At 70.7% G+C, this 24,160-nt stretch carries 17 protein-coding genes and 1 pseudogene; 5 read left to right on the top strand and 13 right to left on the bottom strand.

Features of this window, described 5'->3' with window-relative positions; all coding sequences use genetic code 11:
- Positions 1-130: 130 nt before the first annotated feature.
- Positions 131-358, top strand: a pseudogene (locus ACQEV1_RS12780) (succinate dehydrogenase/fumarate reductase iron-sulfur subunit); the annotation flags it as partial.
- A gap of 165 nt (positions 359-523) precedes the next feature.
- Here ACQEV1_RS12780 and ACQEV1_RS12775 read toward each other — a convergent pair.
- The 3 genes from ACQEV1_RS12775 to ACQEV1_RS12765 all read right to left on the bottom strand — a co-directional run bounded on the left by ACQEV1_RS12775 (position 524) and on the right by ACQEV1_RS12765 (position 3,529).
- Positions 524-1,000: a hypothetical protein gene (locus tag ACQEV1_RS12775; protein WP_285618529.1), complete on the bottom strand. Its 477-nt coding sequence runs from the start codon at positions 998-1,000 to the stop codon at positions 524-526.
- A gap of 139 nt (positions 1,001-1,139) precedes the next feature.
- Entirely contained in the window at positions 1,140-3,278 is a 2,139-nt protein-coding gene (locus ACQEV1_RS12770) for a hypothetical protein (protein WP_433393913.1), read from the bottom strand.
- Positions 3,275-3,529: a hypothetical protein gene (locus tag ACQEV1_RS12765; RefSeq protein ID WP_433393911.1), complete on the bottom strand. Its 255-nt coding sequence runs from the start codon at positions 3,527-3,529 to the stop codon at positions 3,275-3,277. Before ACQEV1_RS12765 ends, ACQEV1_RS12770 begins: the two co-directional genes overlap by 4 nt.
- A 285-nt stretch (positions 3,530-3,814) precedes the next feature.
- Here ACQEV1_RS12765 and ACQEV1_RS12760 point away from each other — a divergent pair, with 285 nt between their 5' ends.
- The 3 genes from ACQEV1_RS12760 to ACQEV1_RS12750 all read left to right on the top strand — a co-directional run bounded on the left by ACQEV1_RS12760 (position 3,815) and on the right by ACQEV1_RS12750 (position 7,981).
- Positions 3,815-4,333, top strand: coding sequence for a DUF4282 domain-containing protein (locus ACQEV1_RS12760; protein WP_285570827.1), 519 nt, complete (start codon positions 3,815-3,817; stop codon positions 4,331-4,333).
- Between the two features lie 70 nt (positions 4,334-4,403).
- Positions 4,404-6,758: a protein kinase domain-containing protein gene (locus tag ACQEV1_RS12755; RefSeq protein ID WP_433393909.1), complete on the top strand. Its 2,355-nt coding sequence runs from the start codon at positions 4,404-4,406 to the stop codon at positions 6,756-6,758.
- Positions 6,755-7,981: a response regulator receiver protein gene (locus tag ACQEV1_RS12750; protein WP_433393907.1), complete on the top strand. Its 1,227-nt coding sequence runs from the start codon at positions 6,755-6,757 to the stop codon at positions 7,979-7,981. The genes ACQEV1_RS12755 and ACQEV1_RS12750 overlap by 4 nt, the downstream gene beginning before the upstream one ends.
- Positions 7,982-7,997: 16 nt before the next feature.
- Here ACQEV1_RS12750 and typA read toward each other — a convergent pair whose 3' ends face one another.
- Positions 7,998-9,854, bottom strand: coding sequence for a translational GTPase TypA (gene typA / locus ACQEV1_RS12745; RefSeq protein ID WP_285618535.1), 1,857 nt, complete (start codon positions 9,852-9,854; stop codon positions 7,998-8,000).
- Positions 9,855-10,123: 269 nt separating this feature from the next.
- Here typA and ACQEV1_RS12740 point away from each other — a divergent pair, with 269 nt between their 5' ends.
- Positions 10,124-12,061 (top strand): serine/threonine-protein kinase, encoded by a 1,938-nt coding sequence (locus ACQEV1_RS12740; RefSeq protein WP_433393904.1) that lies wholly within the window; start codon positions 10,124-10,126, stop codon positions 12,059-12,061.
- Here the strand turns inward: ACQEV1_RS12740 and ACQEV1_RS12735 are convergent.
- The 9 genes from ACQEV1_RS12735 to ACQEV1_RS12695 form a co-directional block, all read right to left on the bottom strand.
- Positions 12,056-12,355 carry an MTH1187 family thiamine-binding protein gene (locus ACQEV1_RS12735; protein WP_285618537.1) on the bottom strand — a complete coding sequence of 100 codons (300 nt, stop codon included), beginning with the start codon at positions 12,353-12,355 and terminating at the stop codon, positions 12,056-12,058. The genes ACQEV1_RS12740 and ACQEV1_RS12735 overlap by 6 nt on opposite strands.
- A complete protein-coding gene (locus ACQEV1_RS12730; protein ID WP_433393902.1) occupies positions 12,352-12,744 on the bottom strand; it encodes a (deoxy)nucleoside triphosphate pyrophosphohydrolase in 393 nt (130 codons plus the stop codon). Before ACQEV1_RS12730 ends, ACQEV1_RS12735 begins: the two co-directional genes overlap by 4 nt.
- 34 nt (positions 12,745-12,778) lie before the next feature.
- The gene (locus ACQEV1_RS12725) at positions 12,779-13,765 is read right to left on the bottom strand and encodes an NlpC/P60 family protein (protein WP_433393900.1); all 987 of its coding nucleotides are present in this window, start codon (positions 13,763-13,765) and stop codon (positions 12,779-12,781) included.
- Between the two features lie 166 nt (positions 13,766-13,931).
- The gene (locus tag ACQEV1_RS12720) at positions 13,932-14,558 is read right to left on the bottom strand and encodes a hypothetical protein (RefSeq protein WP_285618540.1); all 627 of its coding nucleotides are present in this window, start codon (positions 14,556-14,558) and stop codon (positions 13,932-13,934) included.
- Positions 14,559-14,565: 7 nt separating this feature from the next.
- Positions 14,566-16,827 carry a type IV secretion system protein gene (locus ACQEV1_RS12715; RefSeq protein WP_433393897.1) on the bottom strand — a complete coding sequence of 754 codons (2,262 nt, stop codon included), beginning with the start codon at positions 16,825-16,827 and terminating at the stop codon, positions 14,566-14,568.
- A gap of 86 nt (positions 16,828-16,913) precedes the next feature.
- Positions 16,914-19,442, bottom strand: coding sequence for an ATP-binding protein (locus ACQEV1_RS12710; protein WP_433393895.1), 2,529 nt, complete (start codon positions 19,440-19,442; stop codon positions 16,914-16,916).
- An 82-nt stretch (positions 19,443-19,524) separates the two neighbouring features.
- On the bottom strand, positions 19,525-22,668 hold the full coding sequence (locus ACQEV1_RS12705) for a TcpE family conjugal transfer membrane protein (protein ID WP_433393893.1): 3,144 nt from the start codon (positions 22,666-22,668) through the stop codon (positions 19,525-19,527).
- Positions 22,669-22,729: 61 nt separating this feature from the next.
- Positions 22,730-23,002, bottom strand: coding sequence for a hypothetical protein (locus tag ACQEV1_RS12700; RefSeq protein WP_432705532.1), 273 nt, complete (start codon positions 23,000-23,002; stop codon positions 22,730-22,732).
- 73 nt (positions 23,003-23,075) lie between these two features.
- A complete protein-coding gene (locus tag ACQEV1_RS12695; protein ID WP_285618546.1) occupies positions 23,076-24,083 on the bottom strand; it encodes a conjugal transfer protein in 1,008 nt (335 codons plus the stop codon).
- Between the last annotated feature and the right edge of the window lie 77 nt (positions 24,084-24,160).

Below are 24,160 nucleotides of genomic sequence, written 5' to 3'. Positions count from 1 at the left end.
TCGATCCACGCGTCACGCGCCCCGCAAGCGAACGCCGCAGCGGTGGAGTACGGAAGCCGAACGCTTGGAGCGTAGACCGTGAAGCCGGTACCGAGCGTCAGGGCCTTCGAGACGCCGGTGACCGGGCGCGGACGTGGCCGACCGGCGGCAGATCGCCCAGGAGGAGTTCGGCCTGGGCCTCTGCAACATCACCAAGTGCCGCACCGAGGTCTGCCCGGAGCACATCAAAATCACCGACAACGCCCTGATCCCGATGAAGGAGCGCGTGGTCGGCCGCCGCTACGACCCGCTGGTCTGGCTCGGCTCCAAGATCGGCATCGTCAAGCGCGACAAGACGAAGGCAACCCCGAAGGCCTAGCCCTCCATCGCCAACGCCCGGCCCTCGTGGCCGGGCGTTCGCGTCTCCAGGAAGTGGTCACGGCGATCTCGGTTCCTTCGGCCGTACGGGGACGCGGAGGCTGATTCGTTTCACCAGGGCCTGTCCCCGGCACGCGTCACTTCGATCCCGGCGCTCGTCCTGTGATCATTTACTCGGGTCCGCCGTCGGTGCGCAGTGATGCAGAACCCCGAACCGCCGCTCCGCGACCCGCATGAGCCCGGCCAGATCCGCAGTCGCGTCCCGGCCGGGAGACACGCCGCGAATGAAGATTTCGATCCACGCGTCACCCGACCCGCACGCGAACGTCGCAGCGGCGAAGTACGGAAGCCGAGAGGTGCTCGGGGAATAGACCGCGAAGCCGGATCCGAGCGTGGCGGGCAACCGGACCGGATGATCTGATGCCACGTCCTTCGCCGATTGCCCGATCTCGTTCCGACCGCCCGTCACATCCCACTGCACGCCCAACGGACCGTACCTCTGCTCGTCCTTCACGGTACATATCGAGAGGTCTTCGCCGGTCCCAGCGTTACGTAGTTCATACAGGCCCCCTGAGACGCCGGCGACCCGGCTGAGGGCGCGTCGGGAGACCAGGTCGCACCAGTACGGCGCCGTATCGGGCACGGATCCGACGGTAGCGACACGTCCGGGCGGCGACGTCGCCGTCGTCGTCCGCGGCGTGGCAGGCCGTCTTTCGTGATGACCGGAAGAGCAGGCACTGATCAGCGTGACGGCCGACACGAGGACCATCACCCGCCCTGCCTTACGGTGTCTCATCGGTACCGTTGAAACTGCTGATCGCGTCGTCATGGCTGTTTTTGATAACCGTCTCGACCCGCTGGCTCATCTGCGGAGCCGCGAAGTTTTTGTCCTGGGACCAGTCGATGAAGCGCGACCGCGCCTTATCGTCCCACCGGCTCGGCGGGAGGATCTTTCCCTTCTCGTCGGCGAACGGCTCGCCCGATGCCCTGCCTCCAGAAGCGTTGAAACGGTCGATCGCGACGGACAGCGACATGTGGCGCAGCAGTTTGCGTACCGCCTGCTCGTCGGTGGCGACCTTCGTGTCCTCTGCCGCGGACCCTCCGTCCTGCTGCATGTGCTGAAACAGCCACGCCCCAACCTTGCCGTACTGCCGGCCGGCGAGCTCGCCGTAGACGCTCGCGGGCACGCCGCTGAAGAGTTTCGCGTACGGGACGGGAACAAGCCCAACCCCTTTGTCGATCAACTCCTTGATCTGAGCATTCGTCGTATCGACCGTCACGCCACGGGCGACGAGCGCCTCGTGACGCAGCGCGAGGAGGTGACCGAGGAAACCGCCCTGTGCGATCAGTACGTTGTCGACGCCCTCGGCGTGACGCTGATCGAGCAAGACGCGCGAGCGGCCGATCGTGTTCTCCACCAGGGACATGAATCCATCGTCGGACTGACCAGCCTCGGCCAAGAGCGCGTCGACGTCTCGCGGGGAGGGCAGGATCTTCGGCAGCTCGCTGCCACTGATGTCCGCGAAAAGGCTGTCTTCCAGGTCCTTAAGGTGAGAGCACATAATGGCCCCCAGACTGGGGCGGAGTCCGGACAGATCATCGGCGTGGCCATCTACATTACTGAACCTTAGTTTGTGGTCCTTGCCATACGTGAAGTATTTCCGCGTATCGCGGCCGAGCAGTTCGCTCGTCTCCTTGAAGAGCTTCTGCGAAATCGGATCGTGGGCGGACATGGCGGCGCTCATGGCCTGGCCGAGGCTGGTGCCGTGGTCGGTATAGGCCCACAGAGGGCGACGTTCGTGCAGGAGATACTCCAGGTCGGAGTTCTTCTGGCCAGACGGCGTGTGATCCAGGAGCGCCTGCGACCCGTCCCGACTGAAGGCCGCGGCGTGCAGGAGCCCGTTCAGAAAGTCCGTACGTCCGTGGGACGGGGGATCCACCGTGGGCCTGTCTGCCTCCGGTGTGAGCGCCCATCCCAGTTGCAGCAGACCGGTCAGATCGGGCGTGGGCGCCGATGCGTCTTCCGGCCGGCGATGGGGCATCCCGGGCACGTACGGGAAAGCGACCGGAGGTGGCGTTCTCGGGAGAGAGTGCTTCGGGCGGTGTTCTCGATCGTAGGCGATCATGTCTCTGCCGACGATCTGCATGAACCGGGCCGAAAAGGGCGGGCGTCCATCGCTCATGCCGAGAAGGGTCGCGAGTGGCTGATAGCCGTTGTACGTGTCGTTGGGTCCGCCTTTCGGAAAGCGATGATCGGCGCGTCCCTGGGCCGCTAGCCGGTTCAAGTACGAATCGCCGACGTAGCCGCCGCTCGCCGGATTCGTCCCTACCGCGAGCGCTCTGCTGAGCATCTTCAGCGCGCTCTGAACGCCCGCTTCGTCGGCCCCCAAGCTGGAAGCACGAGCGTCCATGGTCATCCGCAGTCGTTGGGCGAGGGCGGCGGGCAGGGTGATCACGCCGTCGGCGCCCAGGCGTTCGAGCAGAGACCTGGCGAAGGCGGGGTTGTTCGCTTCGGCGGCGAGCCTGGCGAGTCCGCCGAGGGCCTTCCGGTCGCCGCCTGCCGCCTCCTTCGCGAGGTCGGCCGCCTCCGCACCGTCGATCCTGGCCTGAAGGGCGTCCAGCGCGTCGGGAAGGTCCCACAACGTCCCCTGGGACGTGGAGAATCCGAAGCCGATCTTCTGGCGCTCCATCTCACGCACCAGGCGCTGCCGACGCTGAAGGTCGGCCGCCTGCTCCCGCAGGCGGCCTGCCACCGCACGGATCCGGATGGCCGGCGAAGTGTCGAGCTGTGCCCTGTTCAGCTCGGCCCACAGCGCCTGGGCGAGCCGGTCGATCTGGGCGGCCGCCCGTACGTGGCCGCTCACCATGGCGTCGAAGGCGGGCTGCCGGACGCCGACGAATGACGTGGAACGGTCGCTCATGAGATCTTCGGCACCGCCGCGAGTTTCGCCTGGGCGTTCCGCACCGCCTGGGACAGCTGTCCCCGCAACTCCACACGGTCGGAGCGGACGGACGAGCCGAACCGGCGCCCGGCCGGGCCCATCCACGCGTCCGCGTCCATGACGCCGCAGGTGGGATCCAGAGCGTGCCAATGGTCGTCCGAAAGGCGCTGAATGCGCGCCAGCGCGACTCGTAACTGCCGCGTCAATTCCTCAAGGTCACCGTCTGCCATGTCGCTTCCCCCGGACAACGACGAGAACGACAGCGATGGTGGCACGGTGTCGAGATGCTGTCAGCCCTACCGGATATCCGGACTTATCAACGAGGTGATTCGTGTTCATCCCTATCGGACATGAGTGGCGACATAAAAGACCAATTACGCAAGTAGTACCTCGATCCGAGCGCCCCGCACCGGCGGCGGCGGTCCGGACGCCGATACCCGACCGGAACGGCATGGTCATGTGAACTGAGGCGCTCGGCGGTCTAGCCTTTGACGGTGGAAGCCGAGGAGACCGAGATGTCAAACCCCCACGACGATCCCGGGCACCGTCCCCCGCCACCGCGACAGGGCGAGCCCCAACCGTCGTACCCGGGCGGACCGCCCCCGCCGTACCAGACCGATCCGCACGCCTACCCAGGTCCGCCGCAGCAGCCCGGCGGCCCCTGGCAGGGCCCGCCGCCCGGACACGGCATGCCCCCTCAGCAGGCGGTCTACGCACCCCGCAGTCGTGAGGGCAAAGGCTTCTTCGCGACGCTCTTCGACGTCAATTTCGATCACATGCTCACCGTGAGGCTGGCGCGGACGATCTACACGCTGATGACGGTGCTGATCAGCCTGTTCGCCCTGGTCGTGCTCTGGTACGGACTCTCGTTCCTCACCTGGAACACGACACTCGCCGTAATGACGATCATCGCCGCACCGTTGATCTGGGTGTTCGACCTCGTGGTGGTCCGCGTCTTCATGGAGTTCGTGATCAACCAGTTCAAGATTACGGAGCATCTCAAGGCGATGCGGGACCGGGAAGGGCTTCGCTGATCCCTGTCCCGGGCGCGTGCGGGCGCGTTAGGCTCGCACAGGCAACGGCGGACGTGGCGAGGGACGGGTAGTGGCGGACATCGAGCGGCCGTCCGGGACGCGGCGTGACGGGACGCGCCGCGACACCGATCGGCCGGACACCACCCGCCGTGACGGTGAACCGTCCGCGCCGCCCTCGCTCGTACGTCTCCCGGCCGAGCTGTCCGGCCGGCTCACCCTGATCGGCGAGCTGCCCACGCAGGGCGCCGAGTCCGACCTCCTGCACGTACGCGACGCCGCGGGCACCGAGCTCGTCGTCAAGCTGTTCCGCCGCGGTTTCACCGCCGATCGCGAGGTCTGGCAGAAGCTGCCCACCCTCGACTCCCCGCACGTAGTACGGATCCTGGAGACCGGGCACGCCGAGGGCCGTGACTACGAGGTCATCGAGTACATCGCCGCAGGCAACCTGCGGGCCGTCGGGGCGCGGCTGCCGCCGGCGCTGGTCGCCGAGGTGGTCGCGCAGCTCGCCGCCGGGCTCGACCGGCTGCACCGGGCCGGCATCGTGCACCGTGACCTCAAACCGGAGAACGTCCTGGTCCGCGGCACCACGCCGATGCGCCTCGCCATCACCGACTTCGGGCTGAGCCGGGTGATCGAGCAGAGCGTGGTGTTCGCGTCGTCGTCACGGACGCTGGCGTACGCCGCGCCGGAGTCGCTGTCCGGACAGGTCTCCCCCGCTCGCGACTGGTGGTCGCTCGGCGTCATCGTGCGCGAGCTGCTCACCGGGCGCACCCCGTTCGCCGGCATGAGCGAGACCGCCGTCGTCGACCATCTCGCGACGCGCACCGTCGACTGCGACGACATCGCCGATCCGCGCATGCGGCTCCTCTGCCGCGGCCTGCTCACCCGTGACCCCCGCCGGCGCTGGACCGGCCAGGAGGTCGAACGCTGGCTCGCCGGGGAGAGCCCCGCCGTCGCCGAGCCGGAGCCGCCGCGCGTCTCCCCGCTCGCGGCCGGCGCCGCGCGGGGAGCGCTGGCGTTCGGCGGGCAGACCTACACCGACCGCGCGCAGCTCGCCCGGGCCCTCGTCGCCGACTGGGAGAACGCCGCCCGCTACTTCTTCGGCACCATGTTCACCCCGGTCGGGCCGAGCGAGGCCTGGCAGGCGCTGCGCGAGTGGCTGAACGGCTTCGACGACGACGCCGAGGGCCGGATCCGCCTGATCGACCAGTCGCTGACGGGCGACCGACCTCCCAACGTCAAGCTCCTGCACCTGGTGCGCTGGCTCGACCCGACGCTGGAGCCGTACTATCTCGGCCTCCGCCTCCTGCCCGAGGACCTGCCCGCGCTCGCGGGCGTGGTCGACGATCCGCGCCACCCCGACCGGGCCACCGCGGCCCGCGCCGTACGGGAGCTGTGGGAGCTGCACCTGCTGCCGGAGTTCGCCGCGTGCGCCGGCGGCGACGAACTCCCCGCGGTCAACGACCGCTGGCACGGCCTCGCCGCCGAGTGGAACCGCCTCGCCGCCTGGCTGCGGCCCCAGCTGCCGCGTACGGCGAGCCGCCTGCCCGACGCCGGCGCCCGCGGGCTGGACGAGCCGCCCGTGGTCCTCGCGACCCTCCTCGCGCTCGCCGGCCGGCCCGCCGAGGCGGAGGAGGCCCTGCGCTCGGCGGCCGTACGGGCGCGGGAGGAGGTCCGCGAGCCGGTTCCGTGGTTCGGCTGGCTGTCCGAGCAGACCGGTGACGATCCACTGCGGAGCCTCGCCCTCGTACGCGCCGCGCCCGACGCCGTGCTGGAGATCGAGGACGCGGCCCGCCACCGGCAGGAGACCGAACGCCGGACCGCCGAAGGCCTCCGCCACTGGAACGAACGCGAGCGCCGGCGTCTCGCCGGCCGTCGGGCCGCGATGGCCCGCGCCGTCCTGTGGACGCTGCCCCTCCTGGTCGTGTGGGCGGGCGGCGCCTGGCTCCTGGCCCAGCTCCGCCACGCCGCCCAGAGCGACAGCTACGGCGGCGTCGGCGCGGTCGGCGCTCCCACGACCCTGCTCGTGGTCGCCGCCGTCGCCACCTGGCTCGTCGGCGTCGCCTGCGAGGTCCTCCTCGCGTCCCGCCAGGGAACGGACTATCTGCCGCTCGGGCCGTGGTCCTGGCTGGCCAAGGGGCTCGGCGGGGTCAAGCGAGGCGTGTCGGGCGTCTCCCGCACGCTGTCGGGGACCACACGGCGCCGCGGCCCGGCCGGATGCGGCGTGCTGCTGCTCGTCGCGATCGTGCCGCTGATCGTCTTCCTGGTGGTGGTGGCCATGCTGATCTCCATCGCCTGGCTGCTGTGGCTGGCGGTCATGGTGGCGGCGGCGATCGCGCACGTGGTGATGACCGGGGTACGGGCGCAGCGGTGGCGGCAGGAACGCGAGCGTACGAAGGAGCAGGCCGTGGGAGGGCGACTGTGAGCAGCGGCGTCGAAGCCGACATCGCACTGGACGCGGCGGTCATCGCCAGCCTCGGTCTGATCCGCGTGCTCGGCGGCGCGGCCGGCCTGGCCGCCGTCGGCACGGGCCTGCTCGCCGGGCTGGCCGAGGAGCGGGCCGAGATCCGGGCCCGCCGGCTCGAGGAGATCCGGCACCACGAGCAGGCGGTCGCCGAGGTCCTCGACCGCAACGCCCGGATCGCCGCGCTCGCCTCGTCGGCCAGGGAGAACGACGCCCGGCTCGCGTTGCCGCTCCCCCTCGAGCCCGCCGAGAAGACCGCCGGCGAACTGGTCGCCTGGTGCACCGAGGCCGACGCCGCCCTGGCCACGGCCGAAGAGGAGCTCGCCACCGCCATCGCCACCGCCGCGACCGGCCGCATCTTCGCTCCGGCCACCGAGTCGCTGAAGGCCGCGGCACCGGCCGCGTCGCCGCCGCCCGCCGCCACGACGCTCGCCACGACCCTGACCCGCGTCCTCGCCCGGCTCCTGCCCGACACCACCGAGGACGACCGACGCCGCGTCACCGAGGCCGCCGAGCAGGCCGCGGCCGCCACCACGCAGGGAGAGGCCGAGAGCCGCCTCACCGAGGTGCGCATCCGCATCCAGGAGGCCAACGAACGCGCCCGCCGGCGGCGCGACGACCGGGCCGCCGCCGCGCGGTTCGTCCGCGAGCTGGCGACCCATCCCGCCGCCGGCGACGTACGTGCGCGGCTGGCCGAGGTCGCCGAGGGCGCGGCGGCGTTCGACGAGGAGCTTCGCGCGGAGGCCGTACGCCTCGTCGGCGACCTCCAGCGCCAGGCCGAACGCCGGTACGTGACCACCGCGCTCCGGGAGGCCTTCGCGGGACTCGGTTACGAGGTGGACGAGGGCTTCGAGACCCTGACCGCCGACTCCGGCGAGGCGGTCCTCACCCGGGGCGACTGGTCACAGCACGCGGTCAAGGTCCGCGTCGACGACGCGCGCCAGATACGCATGGCGCTGCTGCGCACCGAACCCGCCGAGAGCGACGACCAGCGCCGCCTCGACGTCGAACGCGAGGAACAGTGGTGCGCGTCGTTCGAGGCCGCCCGCGAGCGCCTCGAAGAGGCCGGCGTCCACGCCGACGTGCGCTGGCGGGTCGAGCCGGGCGAGCAGCGCCTTCCGGTCGCGCAGCGGCGCCGCGACCGCCGGCAGCCCCAGGCCCGGCAGCGCGAACGCGACCGCTGACCTCGCGACGAGCGGGTCAGGCCTGGCCGCGCTTGCCGCGGGCGCGGATGCGCTCGCGCTCCTTGGAGTCCAGCACCACCTTGCGCAGCCGGATCGCCGCCGGGGTCAGCTCCACGCACTCGTCGTCGGCGATGAACTCCAGCGCCGCCTCGAGGCTCAGCACGCGCGGCGGGGTGAGGCGCTCGAAGACCTCCGCGGTCGAGGACCGCACGTTGGTCTTCTGCTTCTCCTTGGTGATGTTGACGTCCATGTCGTCGGCGCGGGAGTTCTCGCCGACGATCATGCCCTCGTACACCTCGGTGGTGGGGGCGACGAACAGCGTGCCGCGCTCCTGGAGGTTGAACATCGCGTACGCCGTGGCGGCGCCGGCCCGGTCGGAGACGAGGGAGCCGGTCGGCCGGGTGCGCAGGTCGCCGAACCACGGCTCGTAGCCCTCGAACACCTGGTGCGCGATGCCGGTGCCGCGGGTCTCGGTGAGGAACTCGGTGCGGAAGCCGATCAGACCACGCGCCGGGACGAGGAACTCCATCCGGATCCAGCCCGTGCCGTGGTTCGTCATGTGCTCCATGCGGCCCTTGCGCACGGCCAGGAGCTGGGTGATCGCGCCGAGGTACTCCTCGGGCGCGTCGACGGTCAGCCGCTCCACCGGCTCGTGCACCTTGCCGTCGATCTCCTTGGTGACGACTCGGGGCTTGCCGATGGTGAGCTCGTACCCCTCGCGGCGCATCGTCTCCACGAGAATCGCGAGCGCCAGCTCGCCGCGCCCCTGGACCTCCCACGCGTCGGGCCGCTCGGTCGGCAGCACGCGGATCGAGACGTTGCCGATGAGCTCGCGGTCCAGCCGGTCCTTGACCAGCCGCGCGGTGACCTTGGTGCCCTTCTCGCGGCCCGAGAGCGGACCGGTGTTGGTGCCGACCATCATCGAGATGGCCGGCTCGTCGACGGTGATCAGCGGCAGCGGACGCGGGTCCTCCGCGTCGGCGAGGGTGTCACCGATCATGATGTCCGGGATGCCGGCGATGGCGATGATGTCGCCCGGCCCGGCCTCCTCGGCGGCCTTGCGCTCGAGCGCCTCGGTCATCATCAGCTCAGTGATCTTGACCCGCTCGATGGTGCCGTCGTGCTTGCACCACGCGACCTGCTGCCCCTTCTTGATGACGCCCGCGTGGACCCGGCACAGCGCGATCCGGCCGAGGTAGGAGCTGGCGTCCAGGTTGGTCACGTGCGCCTGCAGCGGCGTGTCCGGATCGTACGCCGGGGCCGGAATGGTGTCCCGGATCACCTGGAACAGCGGCTCGAGGTCCTCGCTGTCCGGCAGCCCGCCGTTGTCGGGCTTGGTGAGGCTCGCCCGGCCGGCCTTGGCCGAGGCGTACACGATCGGGAAGTCGATCTGCTCCTCGGACGCGTCGAGGTCGAGGAAGAGCTCGTACGTCTCGTCGACGACCTCGGCGATGCGCGCGTCGGGCCGGTCGACCTTGTTGACGACGAGGATGACCGGCATCTTCGCGCTGAGCGCCTTGCGGAGCACGAACCGGGTCTGCGGCAGCGGGCCCTCCGAGGCGTCCACGAGGAGGACGACGCCGTCCACCATCGACAGGCCGCGCTCGACCTCGCCGCCGAAGTCGGCGTGCCCCGGCGTGTCGATGATGTTGATCGTCATGCCGGCGTGCCGGACCGCGGTGTTCTTGGCGAGAATCGTGATGCCCTTCTCGCGCTCCAGGTCGTTGGAGTCCATGACCCGCTCATTGACGTCCTGGTTCTCGCGGAACGCGCCGGACTGCCAGAGCATGGCGTCGACGAGAGTGGTCTTGCCGTGGTCGACGTGAGCGACGATGGCGACGTTGCGCAGATCGTCCCGGGTGGCGGTGGGCATGCGTGCGGGTCTCGCTTCGTGGGTGTGGGAGGCGCCGCGGGATCCACGCGGCACCACAAGTCTACTTGGCCGACCGCGCGCCTTGGCCGCCGTGCGCCTCCGGACGGCGGAGCGGGGCGGACACGCCGGAAGTATCGGCATTCGACGGCAACCGATCCGATGCCCTCCGCGTCGAACGATTGTGCGGGGCGCCCCGATCCTGGCCGGAGCATTCACCGGGGCGTCCCGCGCACTTATGTCCGGCGCCGCCAAAGCATCGAGGAGCAGGTGTGACCGACTGGAGAGTTCCGGGCTACACGGAACTGCGCGAGTTGGGCACGGGTTCCTTCGGCCGGGTGGTACTGGCGCGCCACGACGGGTCCGGCGCCCTCGTGGCGATCAAATATCTTTCCGTAGAACGTCTCGGCGGCGACCGGTTCCTGGCCCGGTTCCGCCAGGAGGCGCGGATTCTGGCCACTCTGCACAGCCCGCATGTCACCCGGCTGTACGAGTACGCCGAGGCAGATGGTTCCGCGGCGATTGTGATGGAGGCGGTCTCCGGCGCGTCCCTTCGCGCGGTATTGGACGCACACGGCCCGGCCGACCCCGAGGCCGCCCTCGCCGTGCTGAAGGGCTCGCTGGTCGGCCTCGGCGCCGCCCACTCCGCAGGGATCGTGCACCGCGACTACAAGCCCGGGAACGTGCTGGTTCAGAACGACGGACAGAGCAAGATCGCCGACTTCGGGATCGCGGTCCGCTCCGGCCAGGCCGACGTATCGGCCGGAACACCGAAGTACATGGCCCCCGAGCAGTGGGCCGGTGGCCATGCCGCACCTTCCACCGACGTGTACGCCGCGACGTGCGTCTTCTTCGAGTGCATCAGCGGCCGCCCGCCGTACGAAAGCGCCGACCAGGACGCCCTCAGACACCTCCATCTGACCGCGCCGATCCCGTTTGAGGACGTCCCCGAGCCGATACGTCCACTCATCCTGCGCGGCATGGCGAAGAACCCGTCCGACCGGCCGGCGTCGGCACTCGACTTCGTCAGCGAGCTGGAGCGGATCGCGGCCGAGGCCTATGGACGCGGCTGGGAGCGGACTGGCCGGCGCCGCCTGGCCGAGATCACCGCCGCGCTGGCCGCGCTCGCTCCTCTGGCGATCGCGCTGGGCACCGGATCGGGCGGTGGAGGCGAGGCTGCAGGTGGCGGCGTGGGCGGACCAGGTGGTGGAGGAACAGGTGGTGGAGGAGCAGGCGGTGGAGGAGCAGGCGGTGGAGGAGCAGGCGGTGGAGGAGCAGGCGGCACGGGCGGAGGTGCCGCCGGTGGTACGAATGGCGGCCCGGGCGCGACCGGCAACGGGGCCGGGAAGACCGTGCTCGGCCACGCGGGAGCCAAGGCCGGCGCGGCCGCCGTCGGAGCGATCGTCGTCGGAGCGGTGGCCGTCTTCGTCATCGCGAACCACGGCGGCGGCCGCGAAGACGACAGACCGCCCCGGTCGGCTGCGCCGAAGGGCCCCACCATCGCGTTCGCCTCGTTGACCGAGCGGTACACGCACCCGGCCCTCACGGTCGCGGGGAGGTACGTGCGTATCGACGGCCTGCGCGACCCGGCTGTAGCACAACGCGTGAACCGGCAGCTGCGAGCGCCACTCGACGAACAACTGCGACGCTACCGCGTGGCCCGTGTCGCGGATGCCGGGGGCATCGGGGCGAAGAACCCGGCGATCGCGACAGGCATCGAGCTCGGCTTGCGCGGCCCACGGCTGGTGGCGGCACGCTACGTCTTCAAGGCCCACAACGCACCGCTCACTCCGTTGGATCTGGCCACCACGCGCGCCGTCACGGTCGACCTCACCACCGGCCGGCGGCTCAGGGCATCGGACATCCTCCGGCCCGAGGCCGTCACCCGATCCGGCCTGGCCGACCTCGAACGGCGCATCGCCCACGCCGCTCCTGGCCGGGGACTCTGTGCGGGCAGCGAGAGGTCCGGCCAGGACACGCTGAGCCCCCGCACCCTCGACAATGACGACAAGGAGACCCGTGTACTCGATCTGATGCCGACAGGGACGGGCCTTCAGTTCGACGTCATGCCTCCGCTGCTGGGTTATTTCTGGGCATGCGCTGAGACCGTGATCACCGTTCCGTACGACCGGATCTCCGATCTCGTGCGACCGGAGGTGCTCGCGCTGATCAAGGCTTCGGCGGCCGACCCGTCGCCCTCTCCTTCATGAACCGGTGCCGAGATGCCGCTCGAGCGTCTCGACCTTGGAGGTCAGGCCCTCCGACACTCCCTCACGCACGTCGGCCTTGAGCACGAGGCTGACCCGCGGCGCCCGGGCGGCGACCACATCGACCGCCCGGCGGACCACATCCATCACCTCGTCCCACTCGCCCTCGATGCTGGTGAACATCGCGTCGGTCCGGTTGGGCAGCCCGCTCTCCCGTACGACGCGCACGGCGTCGGCGACGTACTCCCCCACCGACTCGCCGACGCCAAGCGGGGTCACGGAGAAGGCAACGATCATGAGTACTCCTTGAGGTGAGCGCGCACCGCCTCGACCACTGGCAGATCGGCCGGCAGCCACGGCACGTCGAACAGCTCGGCCTCGTGCAGCCAGCGCAGGTCGGAGTGCTCGAGCGCCTTCGGCTCACCTTCGGTGATCGTGGCGGTCCAGACGTGCATGACGTAACCATTCTGGAGCGGCCAGACGTCACCGACCCGCCGTCCGATGCTCACTTCGACGCCGAGTTCTTCCCGGCACTCACGGACGAGAGCCTGTTCGTCCGTCTCCCCGGGTTCGACCTTCCCTCCGGGGAACTCCCAGCCGCCCTCGAGTTCCGGAGGCGCCGCGCGCTGCGCCGCCAGAAGCCGCTCGCCGGCGATGATCGCCGCTCCTACGACAAGCCCGCGCATGCCGCGCCCCCCGTTCTCATCCGCGGCTCCGCCGTCACAGACGCTTCGTCGGTCCGTTGTGCCCGTTGTGCGCGGTCGGCCGGGTGAACCCGACCGGGCCGCCGGGATAGGTCTTGTAGTTCTGGAACTTCACCACGTCGCCCGTGTGCGGGGCGACGATCATGATGCCCTTCTTCGGGTTGTAGACGATCCCGACGTGGCCGGGTCCGCTGTGGCCGTGCAGATACTCGAAGTAGACCAGGTCGCCCGGCTGCTCCTGTCCCTTGGGCACCTCGGCGCCCCACCAGTACTGGGCGTCCGACAGCCGGGGGATGGTGACGCCGGCGCTGTGGTACGCCGCGCTCGTCAGGCCGGAGCAGTCGAAGGAGTTCGGGCCGACGGCGCCGTAGACGTAGGGCTTGTTGAGCTGCGCCTTGGCGAAGTTGATCACCTGCGCGCTGACGGCGTTGGGGGCGACCGGCGCCCCGTTCATGTCGGCGCAGGTCGGGCCGTTCGCCTGCACCACGTTGAAGGTTCCGCCTGCGTACTTCTGCGCCGTTGACAGCACGTTGTTCACGTACGAGACCAAATGGTTGTACGCGAAGATCGCCGAGCGCATGTGGGTGGGCGCGCCGCTGTGCTTGAGGAGGCGCGCGGCGGCGGGGATGGCGTCCGCGGGATCGTAGCGGTCCTTCTTCCCGTCGTTGTTGCCGTCGACGCCGAAGATCTTCCAGGTGCCGGGGATGAACTGCATCGGTCCGCCCGCGTGTGCGAAGTTCTCTCCGCTGAGCACGCCAGGGGCCTTGAGAGTCCCGTGGTGGGTCTCCACCCATCCGACGCCGGCGAGGACGTTCCACGGGATCCCGTACTGCTGGCCGGCCTTCTTGTACAGGGCGAGGTAGTTCGACGGGATGCTGTTGGCGTCTCCGGACTGCTGGGGCTGCGCGGCGGCTCCGGAGGTGTCGGTACAGTCCCCTCCGCCGGCGGCCCCCTGGTACAGCTGGTTGGCGCCGAAGAAGAGCGGGATCGCCACGAGGCTCATCAGGAACATCGCGGCCGTGCCCGCGATGATGATGATCGGTAGCCGGACCGCACCACGGTCCGAACGGACGAAACGATGAAGCGAGACAAAGCGACGGCTGTTCCTGTGTCCCCCGAAGCCGCTGCCGATCCTCCTCAGGCGCCGGCGAAGCTTCATTTCCTGCCTCTCACTTATCACCTACGTCTGCCGGTGCGAACGCGTAGACCACCCAGCCGCCGCCCGAACGCGTCATCGTGACGGCGTACTGCTGGCTGGAGTCGCTTGTCTTTCCTCCCTTGGTGATGTGCTGTTTTCCGGTCGCGAGAAAGATGAGCTGGTCCTTGGACATGTCTCGGATCGAGTCCAGCGAGGCGTCACACGTGGAGCTCTCCTGGTCCTGCTTCCGCTGGGCGATGACCCCGGGCGCCGCGGCCCCCTGCTGCAGCTGGTTCAGCACGTCGGAGGTGACCAGGTTGCGCATCCGGTTGATGTACGCCTGCGGGTCCTCGTCGAACCGATAGGTGCCGTACGCGGCGGTGAAGCGGCGTGCGACGTCCGCCGCCGTGGTGAAGTCCTTCTGGGAGAACGGCAGCATCGAGAAGATGTCGTACGTGCCGGGCGAGGGCGTCGGCCCGCTCACCGGCGGGGCACTGTCCGTGGACGGCGGCGTACTCGGCGTGGGCGTGCTCACGTGCTCCGCACGTGCGCCGTGGTGCCCTCCGCCACTGCCGATCGTGAGGAACACCCCGACCGCCGCCAGCACGACGACGAGTCCCCCGAACAGCCATTTGCGCTGACGGTCCGTCAGATCCATCCGTAACTCACTCTTCGCCGTCGTCGCGTTTCACCGGGCGCAGCCAGAACGGCATGGCCGGCGCCTCCTCGCGGGACTTGCCGGACCACAGCGGTGGTGCCTGCCGGGCACCGCCCTCCGCGCCGTCGGTGTCCCGCCTGCCGGCGCCGGACGCCGGCTCCCGTTTGCCGTCTGATCCGCCCTTGGCCGGCCCGCTCGGCCGGTCGGAACCGGGCCGTGCCGCATTGCGACCGCCGGAGCCGCCGAACCAGCCGCGACCGCCGCCCGAGCCCGCGCCCGCGCCTTCCTTCTCGCTGCCGCCGCCGAACCAGCCGCGACCTCCGTTGCCGCCGTCCTGGCGCCGGGGCGACGCGCCGCCGGATCCCTGGCCACCACCGGCGCCGCGGCCACTGGCACCCCAGCTGGGCCCGATGGCCGACGCGGGCGGCCGGCTGCCGCCACCGCTGGGCGCGGACGGCCGGTCTTCGCGCGGAGGCGAGCCACCGGCCGGCGGCCGCGTCGAGCCTCCGGACGCGCCGGACCGGGGCGCGCGGACCGCTCCGCCGTTCGCCCTCCCGCCGGAGGGCTGCGCCCGCGGCGACAGGTTGAGCGGCGGCGCGCTTCCGCGCGGCGCGCCGGCGGCCTTGGCCGCGAGCTGGGACGCACGGCCACGCCGCTCGGATCCGGCCGGGGCCCCGCCGCCGGCCTGCTCGCGATCGCCGTCGCGGGCGTCGTCGATCATGACGAGGCTCGGCGCCGTCGTCGTGGCTCCGGTCTCCCGCTTCGCCGCCCAGCGCCCGAACCGGTAGCCGGCGGTCCCCGGCACCGCCGCGGTGGCGACCGCGGTGGTCCGCTTGCGCGTCTCCCGCACCGCCTGCTCGAGATGCTCTTCGCTCTTGCGGGAGCCGACGGCGGAGTAGCCGACGGCGGCGAAGAGATGCTGGAACGGTTTGCGGTAGATGAACGCCGCGAGCGTCACCAGGGAGATGAGCAGGATCTGCAGACCCCAGGGCAGGCTCTCCGCCATGACGAGGCCGTAACACCACAGCAGGAGGGCGAGCACGCCGATCAGCGCCGCCTGTTTCAGCAGCGTCGACAGCAGCAGCTCGAACCACCGGGTGGCGATGACCCGCCCGATCCCCGGATGGATGCCGATCCCGAGGAAGATCGGCCCCGCCACCAGCAGGAGCAGGAACGATATCTTCAGGACCATCAGCATGACGGCGATGATCAGGACGAGCAGGCCGGCGACGAGCGCGGCCAGCAACGCGCCGAAGGAGACCGCCAGGCGCGACGTCCAGTTCTTCCCTTGGAAGAGCGGATAGACGCCGGGATAGTTGTCCTTGATGTTCTTGGTGACGGCCTTGTAGTCGTCCGCCTTCTGGCCGACGTCCGGTTTCTTGCCCGAATAGGTCTCGGTGAGGTCGACCGCCTGGGACGACAGCAGCTTCGCGCCGTTGTCCTGCACGATCTTGCTCTTCGCGTCGTCGGTGCCGAACTCGCCCATCAGCCACGGCTTGCAGACCAGCGTCACCCACAGACCGTTGGCGTTACGCGTGACCGCGTCGTTCTGCACCGCCTGCTGCGCCGCCGGACCGCCGGGGATGCAGGCCGAGGCGTTGGCGTTGCTCTGCGGCAGCGCGGCGTTGAAGGCCGCCGTCGCGCCGTTGGACACTTTGGTGCCCAGCGTCGTGAAGTCGCTGGGTCTGCCGATCAGCCAGACGAGGGCGACCATCGCCATGACCATCCAGATGGTGCCCTCCGCGACCCGGCTCGCCCGTCGCCGGATCAGACCCCACCAGGCCAGCCACAAGGCGCCGAGGATGACCACCCACGACCAGTACTTGGCGCCGAAGGTGTTGCCCATGCCCTTGATGACGCCGTCGACGGTCTTCTTCAACCAGCCGAGCAACGACTCCGAGGCCGCCGCCTGGTAGATGGTGATGGTCGTCCGGTCGAAGGCCTTCGCCAGCGTGAAGACCACGTTGGAGATGGAGTTGCCCACCATCGCCATGGCGTCCGAGCAGCCCATGTCGACGGCGTGCCACGACTGGCCCTCGGTGCCGTACCGGTCGTAGTAGGTCAGCCGGTCCGGCGGCGACTTCTGCAGCTGCTGGCTCGGGTAGTCGGGGGGCTTGACCATCCCGTCGATGCCGGACCCGTACTCCTCCGGAGAGGGATGGTCGGCCGGCGAACAGGCGTCGTTCGGATTCGATCCCGGCGCCGTCGGAAGAGGCGGAGTCGGTGCCGCGCTGGCGACGCCCAGTGGGCTGAGGACGAAGATGGCCATCAGGCAGAGGATGAGAAGCGACCTGCGCTTCCGACGTGGTTTTGCGGGCCCCGCCGCCTTTCGCCGGCGGCGGGTGGGGGGCACCCTCATCGCGGGACCTCCTGGGTGGCTTCGGTCGCCGGGTCGTGCGGAGCGGTGTGCGGGCCGGGGGGCGGTCCGTCGTCGCCGCGGCCGTTCGGGGCCGCGGCCTCGCCGGGCTTGGCGCGCGTGGGGTTGGTGTCGAGCCAGCGGAGCAGTTCTTCGGAGACGAGGTCGACCCCGATGCGGCCCGCGCGGCCGTCCAGGTCGCGGAAGATGCACTCGCCGTTGCCGAGGTTGCGAAGGACCGCCCGGTGTTCGTCGGAGTTCTCCACGCCGAGCAGGGCCATCACGTTGCCGACCTCGTTGCGCTCCGTGGAACGGAACGAATAGACGGACGACAGGCAGTTCGTCACCTGTTCATTCAAGAGGTCCCCAGCGTTCTGTGAGACCAGAATCAAGGCGGTGTTCCGGGATCGCCCCATACGTGACACTTCGGGGATCAGCTTGGCGCCCTCCGGCGTCTGGGTGATCGCCCATGCCTCGTCGAGGAAGATGGCCTTCGGCAGGTGCCGGTCGAGGCCGTGCATCAGCCGCCGCGCGAACTGCGACACGAGATACATCAGCGCGACCGACAGCCGCTGTTCGTAGGAGTAGTCGTCGCGGTTGATGGCGACGTCGGGCAGGGTAAGGCCGCCGAGGGTGAACACCGTGGTCCATCCGGCCGTGTCGATGCGCTCGCCGCCGGACGGGTCGAAGCACAGCCGGGCGAGCCGCATCTCCGACATCGAACGCAGCACGGCGCCGAGGTTCTTCGACGCCGGGTCGTCGGAGGCGTCGAGATAGTCGACGACCTTGCCGAGCGAGGGCTGCGGCTGGTTGGCCACCGCGCCCACGGCCTGGATCATCGCCGACTCGCGTTCCTCCGACATCCGCGGCAGCAGCAGCCGGAGCGTCTCGGTCGCCATGGTCTTCTTGGCGGCGAGGTCGTCGCCGAAGCTGAACGGGTCGAGCAGACCCGGCGCGGCCGAGCCGAGCGGCAGCACGCGGGCGCGGCGGCCGCGCCGGCGCAACAGCTCGACCAGGGACTCGGCGTCGCCCTTGGGGTCGATCGCGGCGACCGTGACCCCGCGCAGCGCCATCTGGTAGATCAGCAGCAGCGCCAGCGTCGTCTTTCCGCCGCCGGGCTCGCCGGTGATCGCGACCGCGGTGGGCCGGTTGCGGGCGGCGGCCACGAGCGGGTCGAAGTGCACCACCGAGCGCGCGCGGCCGAGGGTCTCGCCGATGTACGGGCCGACCCATCCGCCGGCGTTCTCGTCGAGCCGGTCGCCCAGGTCGACCGTCGCGGTGGGCATGCCACCGGCGATCGTGCGCAGCGGCTGCCGCTGTGCGTAGGCGTTGACCCGGATCCGGTCGCCCGGCAACGACTCGCAGAACAGGGAGAACTGGTCGCCGGTCGAGCACACGATGTCGATGCCCAGGTCGCGGTAGTGCTCGACCACGGCGTCGACACGCTGCTGGAGCAGCTCTTCGGTCGGCGCCGAAACGATCAGCCGGTGCCAGCCGTACACGAACGGCAGCCGCTCCTTGGTGATGCCGTGTTCGAGCATGCGGGCGGCGTCGATCTGCTCGGCCAGGGCGATGGGCGCCTCGGCGCCGGCCTCACGGATGTGCTGGTCCATGTCGCGGGCGTGCGCCAGCTTGCGCGACACGTCCTTGGAGGCCTTCGCCGGCGGGACGAGCTTCATCCGCGCCGACACCTCGACCGGGAACGGCAGGGCGTCGGCGAAGTGCAGCCACGGCTCGCCGTCCGGGAACGGCATCAGGTCCGGGAACCGGGCGAAGGACAGGTAGGCGGCGTACGACGAGCCGACCGGCTGCTCCATCCGCAGGTTAGACCGGCCGTTGATGATCGCCCCCTCGACCAGGGTCTCGATCTCGCCGGCGCCCCAGGTGCGGCGTGGCGTGGCCGACGGCGGCGGGTCCGTGAGCGATCCGCTGGCGGCATGCTGGAACAGCCACGCGACCTCGGTCGAGGACGCGTGCCGCGCGTACAGCGCGCTGCCGCTGAGCGCCCGGCCGATCCGCTCGGCCTGCTCGGTCCAGCGCCCGATCTCCTTGGCCGAGATCGCGTCGTCCTGCAGGCCGAGCGCCTCTTCGCTGCGCTTGTAGAAGCCGAACAGCTGGCGGAAGGCTCCCCCGGACAGCTGCGCGCCGACCCCGCGAGGGCCGAGCCGCACGCCGAGGTAGACCTCCTTGGTCCAGAAGTCCTTCGACCAGACGTGCGCGTACATCTCCTCGAGGTAGTCGCGCCAGCCCGGACCGCCGTCGGAGGTCTGGTCGAGCGCCAGCGCCCACTCGGCCGCGGGGTAGGTGCGGTGGGCGATCCGCAGGTGGATCTCGGCGTCCTGCATACGGATGCCGGCCATCGCGATGGTGATGTTGGTGGCGAGCGCCTCGCGCTCCTCCGCCGTGGTGAACTCGTACGACACCGTCGGCAGCCGGAAGTACGCCCACGCCGCGTTGTCGGTGAGCAGGATCCGGTCGTCGAAATACCGCACGGCCAGCCTGCTGCGGACCTTGGACGTCCTACTCATTCGGTGGCTCCCCGCTCCTCACTCACTCCGCGGACGTTCTCGTGCTCCGGCCGCGCTCTGCGCGCGCCGCCTGCGGACGGGCTCATCGCGAGACCTCCTGCCGTGGGTAGCGGTCGGGCGTCTGGACGAGGCCGCCGGCGACGACGCCGCCGAGCGCGATGTAGGCCTTCCGGGTGGACGCGCGCAGTGCGCGCAGTTCGTTGCGCGGTGCCCGGTCGAGGCTGAGATGGTCGTCCCAGGGGATGCGCACGAGCGCCCGGCAGCGACCCCGCGCGACCGACTCGGCCTGTTCGACGTCGTCCATGCTGCGGCGGCTCACTCCGTTGATCACCGTGACGGCCTTCGAACGCAGGTCCTCATAGCCGTGCCCGTCGAGCCACTCGAACGTCATCGCCACCGCCCGCGGCGCGTCGGAGCTGGCCGGGGCGACCAGCACGATCTGGTCGGCGTACGGCAGCACCCGGGCCACGACCGCGGCCGCGGCGTCGAGCAGCGTGATCGAGTAGAAGCGGTCGAGCGTGCGCATCGCGAGCGCGTAGTCGCGGTCGTCGAGGGCCTGGACCGGATTCTTGCCCGCCGCGACCACCTCCAGCCCGGACTTGGCCACGGAGGTGTAGCGGCGCATCATCTGGTAGCCGGTGACCTGCTCGGCGTGTGTGATCAGTGACGTGAGCGTCTCGCGGGTCTCGCTGCGGGTGCGCCGTGCCATGGCCCCGGGGCCGGGGTTGACGTCGACCGCCACGATGCGGTCGCCGCGGTGCTGGGCGAAGGTGTGGCCGAGCATCAGCCCGGTCACCGTCTGCCCGGCGCCGCCGGTGCAGCCCAGGACGACGACCCGGCGCGCGCCCTCGAACGCGGTGCGCACCCGCTGCTCGTAGTCGCCGTCGCCCTGGCCGCCGCCGGAGAAGATCCGGCGGATCCCACGGCCCTCGTCGTCGCGGCCCTCGTGTTCGGGCGCGGGTGACGGCATCGGCCCGGGGCGCACGGGTGAGGCCGGGCCGGAGCGGACGCCGCGCGCCGGCGACTCGGGCGGCGCGGTCTGCTCCGTCCAGGCCTGCGGGGCGCGTGCCGCCGGCGCCTTGGGGCGTGCCGGGGCGCCGGGGCGTGCCGGACCGCCGCGCTGCGGCGGGGCGGCCGACGGCGGCAGCGGGGCCTGCGCCGGCGGCTTCAGACCGGCCGCGGGCGCCTTCGGCGGAACGGCGGGCCGTGGTGGCACCGGCCGCTGGGCCGGCGTCGCCGGACCCCGTGGCGGCTGGGCCGGCTTGTCGGCCGGCCTCGGCGCCGGCTCGCGCGTGGGCGTGGGCGGCTGAGGAGACGCGCTCGCGCTCGCCGCGGGCCGTCCTTCGCGCTGCGGCGCCGGCTCCTCGCCGTGCGACCGGCCACGGGTCTGGCCGCCGGGCCGGGCGAACGGCCCCGGAGGTGGACCCTGGGCGGGCGTCCGCGGCCCGGTGGACTCGTGCGGGTCTTCGGTGTCCGCGCGCCCGCGCGGACCGCGCGCGGGCCAGACCATCTCGTCGGTGCGGGCCTCGGCGATCTCATCGTCTGAGGCCGCCGGCGTGGCGGTGCCGGCCTCGGAGGTGTCCGCCGGTTCGTCGCGGTCCTTCTCCGGCGCGCGCGACGCCGCCGGGCGCTCGTTTCCGGCCTGGTCACGGCCGGACCGGGCGTGCCGGCCACCCGGCACGAGCCGGATCACCTGTGCGGGCGGCCTGTTGTCGTCGGCGCGCTCGGCGTCGCCGGTGTCCGCGGTGCTCTCACCGGAACGCGGCTCCTCGTCGGAGCCGGACTCGGGCCGCTCGGGACCGGCGTGCCGTCCGCTCTTCGCGCCCGGCTCACCCGAACGCGGCGGAGCCTGCTCCCTGGAAGAGGCGCCCGGCTCGCCGGGGCGCGACGGAGCCTGCTCGCCGGAAGAAGACGGTGTCGGCTCGCCGGAGCGCGGCGGGGTCGCCGCCTCGTCCGGGCGCGCCGCGGAGGAGCCGGGCTCCTTCCGCCCGGCGGGTGTGCCGGTCCGCTCCGGCGCCGAAGGCACGCCCGGTCGCGCCGGAGCGCCGGGCCGCGCCGCGGGCGTGCGTCCCGGCTCCGCGGACTCGCCGGGCCGGCCGGTGGCCGGAGGCGTGCCGGGACGGCCCAGGGCCGGAGGCACGCCGCGCGTGCCGAACGGGGCGGGCCGCGACGGGGCGGCCGGAGAGGACGGAGAGGAGGGAGAAGGCGCGGGAACCGTGGGCCGAGGGCCGGTGGCCGCGGCGGGGCGCTCCGGCTCGTGGGAGGCGCTACGCCTCCGCCCCGTGCCGTGCGGCGCGCCCTCGGCATTCGCCGCGGGCCGCTCACGGTGGTCGTCGCGCTCGCCGGACTCCGGGGACGCGTCGTCGGCCGGACGGCCCGCAGGCGCGGGATAGCCGGGTACACGCTGCGGCGCCGCCGGATCGCGCCGGACCTTCTCCGGGCGGGTCACCCGCGGATCGTCGGAGTCGACCCGCGTGGCGTTCGGATCGCCGCCCGCCGGCATGCGGGGAATGTCGGTGCGCGTCGCGTTCGGATCGTCCACGCGCGTCGCCCAGGGATCACCGGCCCCGGGCCGGCTCCACGGCTCGCCGGAACGACGGGGTTTACGCCCCGGCGCGGCCGGCGAGACCATGGCGGTGCCCTCTCGCGGCGTCGGCCGCAGGGTCGGGCGCTGGGTCCGCGCCGGAGCCGCGGCACGCCCGGACGGCGCATCGGCGCGCGTCGCGGCGGCCGCGGGAACGCCCGGAACGGCGTCGTGCAGCGGCGGCGCGCTCCGCTCGGCCGAGGCCGAGGCGTCCGCGGCCGGCTGAGCGGACGGGCCGCCCTGCCGGCCGGCGTGGACCCGGCCGGACACTCCGCGGTGCCGCAGCCAGACCCGTCCGACGATGGCGACCTCGTCCGGCTCGCGGATCGGTGTCATCCGTGCCCAGGTCTTGGCCTCGGTGAGGTAACGGATCTGGGAGATCATCAACTCGGTCAGCCGCTTGCCCTCGATGACCGGCCGCGTCGCCAGGTACGTCAGGACACCGGGCGGCACGATGTACACCACGTGCCAGGGCGTGTGGAACGGCACCTGAAGCAGTTGGAGCAGGACGATCCACGGCACGAATATGCCGAAGAAGACACCGATCTGCACCAACGGCAGCGGCATCGGCAGCCTGAGATCATAAAGCTTGTAGAGCCGCTTTTCGATGCGCCAGATATTGGTGTACGTGGGCAGATCCACGCGGGCCCCACTCCCCTAACTGGAACCGACCATATTCAGACCTACACGGCACCTGCGGTTATCAGGTAATGGTTACTCCAAGTGCCTTGGCGATCGCTTTGGCCGTCGTCTCGATGATATTCGGTACGTAGAAGATCACTCCAATGCCGATGGCCAGAATGATGAACTGAACGAACCGCGTGATCTCTCGCGTGAAAAGAAAGAAGATCGCGACGATCGAGACGATGACCAGGAACAGCGGGCCGAAGACCGCGCGAAGCCATTTCGCGAGATCATCGGTGTTCAGGCCATTGGCGTTCTCCGCGATCTCATGATGCGGGAGCATCGCCAACATATGCTGAATCATCGACCTAGCCTTCCTCGGTCGGGGAGTGAATCGTAGCTTCCGGATGGGACCGGCCGGTCCGTCATGACGCGGCCGGAAGGGTAGAACCTCGAATGTCCGTTACGTACCAATTGCCGTCTTTTTTCACCATCGTGAGCTGATAGGTCTGCTCGAGCGACCCGCCCGTGGTCTTGGGCTGACCAGGAGCGACCTGCCAGATCACGGTCGCGTTGACCGTCCGCGCGTTGGCGTCGCCTCGCGGCGCGTCGATCTCCTGCAGTGCGCTGAACGTGAACACGTTGCCGAGTCCCGTCACCGGCGGGTCGGAGTAACGCTGCAGCGAAGCGGTGTCACCGCTCGCGTACGCCTTGAAGAAGCCCGTGAGGGGCTCCTGCAACTCGGATTCGAGCGCGGTATCGCGATCTTGATTGGTCGGCGGCAACGCCGCCCTCGGCGGCGCCGGAAGCGTCGCGGGCCGCCCGGATATCGCCAACGCGCCGTCCTTCGCGTACACCGGGACGGCGAGCTGGAAGATTTTTCCGTTGGCCTGCACGAGCAGCGTCACGATCGCCCGGTTGACGTCCTGCGCCTCGACCGAGGACACATGCGCCGACCGCAGCACCGACTTTCCGGTGTTGTTCCAGCCCAGCTGCGGGTCCACGCCGGGGGCGATGAATTGTGCGAGCTGCCGTTGCCGGTCCGCCGCCGTCGCCGGGTCGTAATTCAGGTAGACGTCGGCGAAGGACAGCGCATAGGAAGAGGCCGCCTCCTGCGGGAACGCCGGCTTATTCGACGAGGGCGCGGACGGCGTCGACGGCTGGGCCGTGAAGCGCTCGAACGGTGCCCTGATGCCGTTGACCAGCACCACGATGATAAAGGCCCAGAGGATGACACGGCCGGCGTAGATCCACCACCGTCCGCCGGAGCCTCCCCAGCCGCCGCGGTCACCGCCACCGCCGCCGGACCCACGACGGGCCTTGCCCCGCCGCCCCTTGTCGTCTGACTGATCCCAGGGGTCGGCGGGCGGGAATCCGCCCGGCGGGTAACCGGGCGTGCCGGCGTCTACAACGCCGGACGACCTGCGAGCCATCGTCCCTCCGCTCGCGCCGCCCCAGCCGGATCGGCGCGCGTCTTATCCATCTACTGGTGTTCGATTTACCACCTTAA

Origin of the sequence: Actinoallomurus sp. CA-142502, from assembly GCF_050936355.1 — a bacterium.
Lineage (GTDB): Bacteria > Actinomycetota > Actinomycetes > Streptosporangiales > Streptosporangiaceae > Actinoallomurus > Actinoallomurus iriomotensis.
Note: the sequence above shows the minus strand (reverse complement) of the source record. Positions and strands in the feature narration are given on the sequence as shown.

Bases quoted from the DNA above. Each gene is read 5' to 3' on its own strand.
- ACQEV1_RS12770 (WP_433393913.1), bottom strand. From the start codon at position 3,278: ATGAGCGACCGTTCCACGTCATTCGTCGGCGTCCGGCAGCCCGCCTTC.
- ACQEV1_RS12765 (WP_433393911.1), bottom strand. From the start codon at position 3,529: ATGGCAGACGGTGACCTTGAGGAATTGACGCGGCAGTTACGAGTCGCG.
- ACQEV1_RS12760 (WP_285570827.1), top strand. From the start codon at position 3,815: ATGTCAAACCCCCACGACGATCCCGGGCACCGTCCCCCGCCACCGCGA.
- typA (WP_285618535.1), bottom strand. From the start codon at position 9,854: ATGCCCACCGCCACCCGGGACGATCTGCGCAACGTCGCCATCGTCGCT.
- ACQEV1_RS12735 (WP_285618537.1), bottom strand. From the start codon at position 12,355: ATGATCGTTGCCTTCTCCGTGACCCCGCTTGGCGTCGGCGAGTCGGTG.
- ACQEV1_RS12730 (WP_433393902.1), bottom strand. From the start codon at position 12,744: ATGCGCGGGCTTGTCGTAGGAGCGGCGATCATCGCCGGCGAGCGGCTT.
- ACQEV1_RS12725 (WP_433393900.1), bottom strand. From the start codon at position 13,765: ATGAGCCTCGTGGCGATCCCGCTCTTCTTCGGCGCCAACCAGCTGTAC.
- ACQEV1_RS12720 (WP_285618540.1), bottom strand. From the start codon at position 14,558: ATGGATCTGACGGACCGTCAGCGCAAATGGCTGTTCGGGGGACTCGTC.
- ACQEV1_RS12715 (WP_433393897.1), bottom strand. From the start codon at position 16,827: ATGGCCATCTTCGTCCTCAGCCCACTGGGCGTCGCCAGCGCGGCACCG.
- ACQEV1_RS12710 (WP_433393895.1), bottom strand. From the start codon at position 19,442: ATGAGTAGGACGTCCAAGGTCCGCAGCAGGCTGGCCGTGCGGTATTTC.
- ACQEV1_RS12700 (WP_432705532.1), bottom strand. From the start codon at position 23,002: ATGTTGGCGATGCTCCCGCATCATGAGATCGCGGAGAACGCCAATGGC.
- ACQEV1_RS12695 (WP_285618546.1), bottom strand. From the start codon at position 24,083: ATGGCTCGCAGGTCGTCCGGCGTTGTAGACGCCGGCACGCCCGGTTAC.